Here is a 6,024-nt window from a genome sequence, read left to right as displayed (position 1 = left end):
ACCCCCCCCCCCGCCGATCTCGAAGCCGTGCTCGACGAGGACGTCGAGTGGGCGATCTATGGACCGATCGACATGTATCCGTTCTTCGGCTCGCGCCGCGGCAAGGCGGCCGTGATCGACGTCATCAGGCAGATCGCCGACAATTTCCGCGTCCACCGCTTCGACCGCGAATCGATCATGCTGGGCGTGGACTCGGCGTCCTCGATGATGCGCTATTCGCTGACTGCACTGGATTCGAACAAGCCGATCAGCCTGCGCATCGCCCATTTCGCACAGTTCAAGGCCGGCCGCCTGACCAACTTCCGCGTGCTGGTCGATACTTTCGATCTGGTTGAACAGACCGTGGGCTATCCGATCAACTTGCCGCGAATGGCGGTTTAGTCGGGGTCTTTCGCTGCACCCGCCATAATTTCGCAACAGAGCGAACGCATTCTGGACGCGACTTGGAATGCGGGCGGGCAATGATTCCGAAAATGCGATTTGGCTGGGCGCGGCTGCCATTGCTGGTGGCCGGCCTAAGTTTGGCTACGATGCTGGCGGCAGCGGCGCAAACGCCGCCGGCGGACGACGAACCGGAGACGCAGGAGGCCGAAGAGACCGAGGCGGCGCCCAGTGTCAACGACGTCGACATCATGAAGGACATCGACGTCGACAAGCTCGACTGGAGCCAGCTCAATGTCGACGCATCGACCTTGGCCGACCTCGCGACGAAGGGAGGCGGCTCGTCGAAGGGCGCTGCCAGCGCTGACGCGTCATGGTCCGCCAATGAGAGAGCGAACGGCACCTCCGCGGTATCGGTGAAACAGTCGATCTCGCCGTTCTGGGATACGCGCATCGGCGCCGACATGACGGTCGCCCGGCAAGGCACGGCGACGACATCAGAATTGCTTTCGGAACGGCTCGCCAATGGCGGCAGCCTGCCGCAATCGTCGGGCACCGCGTGGGCTGCGATCACCGCTCCCGGCGTGGCCTCGATCTGGGACCAGACCGCGGTCGAAGCCCGCGTCGACCCCGGATCCGAGCAAAGCAAGCTCGGCACCTCCTTGAGCAAGTCGCTTCCGATCAGCGAGCAATATTCGCTGACGCTGCGAAACGACTACAACCTGATCCAGCAGGGCATCGTGCCGGTGCCCGGCATCGTCAGCCATCCCACCCGCAGCTACGAGACCGACCAGTCGGCACGGCTCAGCATTGCCGATACCGGCACCAGCTTCCTCGCCGGCCAGACCCTGTCGACCTCCGACGACAAGTGGCTGCGCAAGGTCGGCGCCGAGCAGAAGCTGTTCGACGGCGTCACCATCTCCGGCTCGATCGGCGAAACGCCCTCGGGCGTCGCCAGCAAGAGCCTCAGCGCGGGCTTCAAGCGGAGCTGGTAAAAGGCCAAAATCGCCCGATTTGGCGGGGGTTTTCAGCCGTTTATGGTTAACGCGCGAGAATGAACGACCATTGCCGCAGATTGGCCAAGATGCGGTCAAAATCGGCGGGACAGATGAGGCCCGCTCCACTTCGTCGTGCGGGGGACTGTCCGCGCTCGCCTGAAAGCGAAACTGAGGAATAGCCGATGAACGCTACCATTCGTCCCGAACAGACTGATGCACCCACGGAGGTCGACAACGATCTCGCCGCCGTCTCCGAAGTCGAGGCTGGCATCCGTGATTTCGTTCGCAACGATATCGCCTATCTGCGTCGCCCCGCCGTCGCTCCGGACACCGCGCCGCTCGACGCCAATGCGGAAGCCACCGTCAACAACGTCAATTCGCTGATCCAGCGCGTCGCTGGCACTTCGCTTGCGGAAATCGAGAAGCTGATTTCCGAACTCGAAAGCCTCCGCGACCTGCTGCATGCCGAAGGCCAGCGCGTCCAGCGCGAGATCTCGGGCTACGCCCAGCTCAGCCAGGCTGCGATGAAGTCGACGCGCATGATCGCCGACAACGTCACGCAGTGGAAGCGCGCTGCCGACGGCCTGCGCAACGCCTGATCTGATCGTTGCAAAAATCTAACACTCCGCCGTGTTCCGTAAAGGAGCGCGGCGGTTTTGTTTGGCTGTGTTCGATCTGAACTTTATAAGCACGGTCGCGTCCAAGGACGGATGTCGTCACGTGGCGACAGGCACCTTTTTAAGGACACACCGGCGATGCAAAACGTTCAGCCAGACAACATCGATTCCATGCCGATGCGGCAATCGTCCCGTAGCATGGGCACGCTCGTGATCCGCTTCGTCGGACTGCTGACGTTCGCAGTCGTGGCAATGGCGCTGCTCTGGAGCCGCTGAACTTTCTTCAGCGCTCACGACTTATCCAACCCGCAAATTACTAACGCACGAACGAGGTTTCCTCGATCGTGTAGACGCCGTCGGCGTAGGACTTCACCACCATGGTGGCGGTGAGCATCACCGCCATCGTGACGGTTGCGAAGACAAAGCCGACGAATTTCAGGCTGCTGCGATCTGCCATGTTCATCCCCTCGGTACTTCCCCTATGACGCTTATGGCAGGCAGAAAGTTCAAAATGCGTTAGCAAAAAATCCGTTCCGCGGAGTCATGGATTACGAAGCCCTAACGGAACATTTCGCTAACCATGCGCCGGGCTACCATTAACCGCCACCCCGCCGCGGCACGAAGGCGGTGGCGAGGAACGAGAACACGGCTTCGCCGCGCTGGTTGATCCCGGTATTGCGGGCCTGGAGGATGCCCCATTCGGGACGGCTCTCCGAGGTCCGCTTGGTCTCGACCTGGTTGGAAAAGCTGATGGTATCGCCCGCCAGCACCGGCCTGATCCAGCGCAGTTCGCGAAAGCCCGGCGATGGCCCCCATACCGCGACCTTCTCGCCGCGTGCGGCGGCCTCGGCCGACAGACTCTTGCCGTCGGCGACCAGGAGCTTCATGCACACCGCCGCGACATGCCAGCCCGATGCCGCCAATCCCCCGAACAGGGATTTGCGGCCCTCCTCCTCGTCGAGGTGAAAGCGCTGCGGATCGAACTGCGCAGCAAACCGTTTGATGTCGTCGGCGGTAAAAGTAAACGAGCCGAACTCGCGCCGGGCGCCGATCTCGATATCCTCGAAGAAACGCATTGCTACTCCGCTCCCGCCTCGAGGCGCCGGCGTACGATGATCGGCGACTCCATCTCGCACAGCACGACGCCTGCCGCATTGCGGATCGTGCCCTTGAAGGTCACGATGCCGGTCTCGGGCCGGCTCTTCGAAATCCTGGCCTCCGCGACGTCGACATCCAGCGTCAGGTCGTCGCCCGGACGCAGCGGCGCCAGCCAGCGCATTTCATTGACACCGGGCGAGCCGAGCGAGGCGGTGCGGCCGATAAAGCCGTCGAACAGCATTCGCATCATCAGCGAGCCGAGATGCCAGCCCGAACCGGACAGCCCCTTCAGCATGGAAGCGTTGGCGGCGGCCTCGTCGAGATGCATCGGCTGCGGATCGTATTCGGCGGCGAAGGCCAAAATCTCCTCGCGCGTGACATGGCGTGGTCCGAACGTGCCGAAATGGCCGGGTTTGAAGTCTTCGAAAGTCAGCGTGGTCATGTCTGGGAATTGGGGATTGGTTGTGGGCAAGCCCGAATGTGGCCGTTATTTGCAGCAATCTCAACCCGCCCACTCGCATGGCTCGTTCGCCGGGAGAGAGTGCCGCCCGCGGCGCTCGACCTCGGCTTGCCCGAAGCAGTTTTCGGAGTTAGCCCTGTGTTATCTGGGGACCAGGTTATTTGACTCGCCGGGGAGGGCCACCGATGTTCGATTTTCAGGACCTGTTTCAGTGGGATCGTTTCATTACCCCCACGATCATCAAGACTTTCTACTGGCTTGTCATCGGCTTGATCGTGCTGTTCGGCCTGTCCGGAATCTTTTCGGCGCTTTCCATGATGGCGATCAGCCCGTTCGGCGGATTCATCATGCTGTTGTCCGCAATCGCCGGCGTCGTGGTCGGCGTGGTGTTTTCGCGCATCGCCGCGGAATTCATCCTGATCGTCTTCCGCATCAACGAGCATCTCGGCGCAATCCGCGATCAGGGCGGGATGCGGTAGGTCTATCCCCGTCATTGCGAGATCGTAGGGTAGGCAAAGCGTAGCGTGTCCACCATTCCACTCGCACTGACCGAAAGATGGTGGGCACGGCGCGATGCGCCTTTGCCCACCCCACGGGCTCCGCATCCGCGGCAATATCTCAGTTATTGAACCTGAAATGCATCACGTCGCCGTCGGCGACGACATATTCCTTGCCTTCCAGCCGGAGCTTGCCGGCGTCGCGGGCGCCAGCTTCGCCGCTCAGCGCGACGTAGTCGGGATAGGCGATGGTCTCGGCCCGGATAAAGCCCTTTTCGAAATCGGTATGGATGACGCCGGCCGCCGCGGGCGCCTTGGTGCCGCGGTGGATGGTCCAGGCGCGGGCTTCCTTCGGGCCGACGGTGAAATAGGTGATGAGGTCGAGGAGCTGATAGCCGGCACGGATCAGGCGGTCGAGGCCGGCCTCTTCCAGGCCGAGCGTATCGAGAAACTCGGCGCGTTCCTCACGTGACAGGGTCGCAATCTCGGATTCGATCTTGGCCGAAATCACGACTGCGACCGCGCCTTCTTTCTTGGCGTGTTCGAACACCTGCTTCGAAAAGCTGTTGCCGTCCTTGGCCGAACCTTCCTCGACGTTGCAGACGTAAAGCACCGGCTTGGAAGTCAACAGACCGAGCATGCCGAACGCGCGCTCTTCTTCCGGCTTGCGCTCGAGAAAGCGCGCGGGCTTGCCGTCGCGCAGCAGCACCAGGGCGCGGTTGACGAGATCGAGCGCCTCCTTGGCGTCCTTGTCGTTGCCCTTGGCCTTCTTGGCGAGGTTATCGACGCGCTTTTCCAGGCTGTCGAGGTCAGCGAGCATCAGTTCGGTTTCGATGGTCTCGATATCGGCCAGCGGCGCGATTTTGCCTTCGACATGGGTGATGTCGGAATCCTCAAAGCACCGCACCACATGCGCGACCGCGTCGACCTCGCGGATGGTGGCGAGGAACTGGTTGCCGAGGCCTTCGCCCTTGGATGCGCCGCGCACGAGGCCGGCGATATCGACGAAGGTCAGCCGCGTCGGAATGATCTGCGCGGACTTGGCGATATCGGAGAGCTTGTCGAGCCGGGGATCCGGCACCGCGACCTCGCCGACATTCGGCTCGATGGTGCAGAACGGATAATTTGCCGCCTGCGCCGCTGCCGTCTCGGTCAGCGCGTTGAACAGCGTCGACTTGCCGACATTGGGCAGGCCGACGATACCGCATTTGAATCCCATCGTGTCCTCAAAACTGTTCTGTCGTCATGGCCGCGCTCGTGCCCGACATGACGGTTGCGAGATCAAGCCGGCTTGTCTCCGCCGCCTTCCTTCTCGAAAATTCCCTTGGCCTGCAGCGCCAGATGCACCTTGTTTGCGAACGAGGAGTCGTGCCCTGCCGCCAGCAGGCCGGCATTGTCGGCCACCGCCGCGCACAAGGCTTCCACCCAGGCCCGGTCGCTCTTCGCAAAGTCCGACAACACGTGGCTGTGCACCATTTCCTTGATGCCGGGATGACCGATCCCGAGCCGCACCCGGCGATAGTCGTTGCCGATATGCGAGGAGATCGAGCGCAGCCCGTTGTGACCGGCGATACCGCCGCCGACCTTGACGCGCACTTTCGCGGGCGGCAGTTCGAGTTCGTCCTGAAACACGGTGACATCGGATGCGCCGAGCTTGAAGAAGTTCGCCGCTTCCTGAACCGCGCGCCCGGACTCGTTCATGTAGGTGGTCGGCCGCAGCAGAACGACCTTCTCGCGATCGAGCGTACCTTCGGAAGTCTCGCCCTGAAAACGGCGGCGCCACGGTGCGAAACCGTGACGCCGCGCAATTTCACCGACGGCCATGAAGCCGATGTTGTGCCGGTTGTTCGCGTATTTCGAACCGGGGTTACCGAGACCGACAAACAGGCGCATGGCGCGGCATCCCTGCCGCTGCTTACTTCTTCTTGTCGCCGCCCGCCGGCGCCTTGGCGGCCGCCGGAGCAGCAGCACCC

General features: G+C 62.3%; 10 protein-coding genes. 5 read left to right on the top strand and 5 right to left on the bottom strand.

What is annotated here, in order from left to right; genetic code table 11:
- The 4 genes from CQ12_RS08270 to CQ12_RS43535 form a co-directional block, all read left to right on the top strand.
- Positions 1–381 (top strand): nuclear transport factor 2 family protein (locus CQ12_RS08270; protein WP_063799700.1); only part of this gene is annotated, 381 nt, incomplete at its 5' end.
- Between the two features lie 92 nt (positions 382–473).
- Positions 474–1,376, top strand: a complete 903-nt coding sequence (locus CQ12_RS08265; protein WP_245309798.1) for a hypothetical protein — start codon at positions 474–476, stop codon at positions 1,374–1,376.
- Positions 1,377–1,561: 185 nt separating this feature from the next.
- Positions 1,562–1,978 (top strand): hypothetical protein, encoded by a 417-nt coding sequence (locus tag CQ12_RS08260; RefSeq protein ID WP_057834824.1) that lies wholly within the window; start codon positions 1,562–1,564, stop codon positions 1,976–1,978.
- A gap of 156 nt (positions 1,979–2,134) precedes the next feature.
- Complete coding sequence (locus tag CQ12_RS43535) at positions 2,135–2,272, top strand: hypothetical protein (protein ID WP_157088069.1); 138 nt, start codon at positions 2,135–2,137, stop codon at positions 2,270–2,272.
- A gap of 40 nt (positions 2,273–2,312) precedes the next feature.
- On the opposite strand, the gene CQ12_RS44930 is transcribed toward CQ12_RS43535, so the two are convergent.
- The 3 genes from CQ12_RS44930 to CQ12_RS08250 form a co-directional block, all read right to left on the bottom strand.
- Positions 2,313–2,453 (bottom strand): hypothetical protein, encoded by a 141-nt coding sequence (locus CQ12_RS44930; RefSeq protein WP_198164096.1) that lies wholly within the window; start codon positions 2,451–2,453, stop codon positions 2,313–2,315.
- A gap of 139 nt (positions 2,454–2,592) precedes the next feature.
- Positions 2,593–3,072 (bottom strand): MaoC family dehydratase, encoded by a 480-nt coding sequence (locus CQ12_RS08255; protein ID WP_057834823.1) that lies wholly within the window; start codon positions 3,070–3,072, stop codon positions 2,593–2,595.
- Between the two features lie 2 nt (positions 3,073–3,074).
- Positions 3,075–3,536, bottom strand: coding sequence for a MaoC family dehydratase (locus CQ12_RS08250; RefSeq protein WP_057834822.1), 462 nt, complete (start codon positions 3,534–3,536; stop codon positions 3,075–3,077).
- A gap of 203 nt (positions 3,537–3,739) precedes the next feature.
- Between CQ12_RS08250 and CQ12_RS08245 the strand changes: the two genes are divergently transcribed.
- Positions 3,740–4,033 (top strand): DUF4282 domain-containing protein, encoded by a 294-nt coding sequence (locus tag CQ12_RS08245; protein WP_057834821.1) that lies wholly within the window; start codon positions 3,740–3,742, stop codon positions 4,031–4,033.
- A 139-nt stretch (positions 4,034–4,172) separates the two neighbouring features.
- Here CQ12_RS08245 and ychF read toward each other — a convergent pair whose 3' ends face one another.
- Both ychF and pth read right to left on the bottom strand, forming a co-directional pair.
- Positions 4,173–5,270 (bottom strand): redox-regulated ATPase YchF, encoded by a 1,098-nt coding sequence (gene ychF / locus CQ12_RS08240; RefSeq protein ID WP_057834820.1) that lies wholly within the window; start codon positions 5,268–5,270, stop codon positions 4,173–4,175.
- Positions 5,271–5,332: 62 nt separating this feature from the next.
- Positions 5,333–5,944 carry an aminoacyl-tRNA hydrolase gene (pth, locus tag CQ12_RS08235; RefSeq protein ID WP_057834819.1) on the bottom strand — a complete coding sequence of 204 codons (612 nt, stop codon included), beginning with the start codon at positions 5,942–5,944 and terminating at the stop codon, positions 5,333–5,335.
- Positions 5,945–6,024 lie beyond the last annotated feature (80 nt).

This window comes from Bradyrhizobium jicamae, from assembly GCF_001440395.1.
GTDB lineage: Bacteria > Pseudomonadota > Alphaproteobacteria > Rhizobiales > Xanthobacteraceae > Bradyrhizobium > Bradyrhizobium jicamae.
This window is presented reverse-complemented; position numbering and strand designations above follow the sequence as displayed.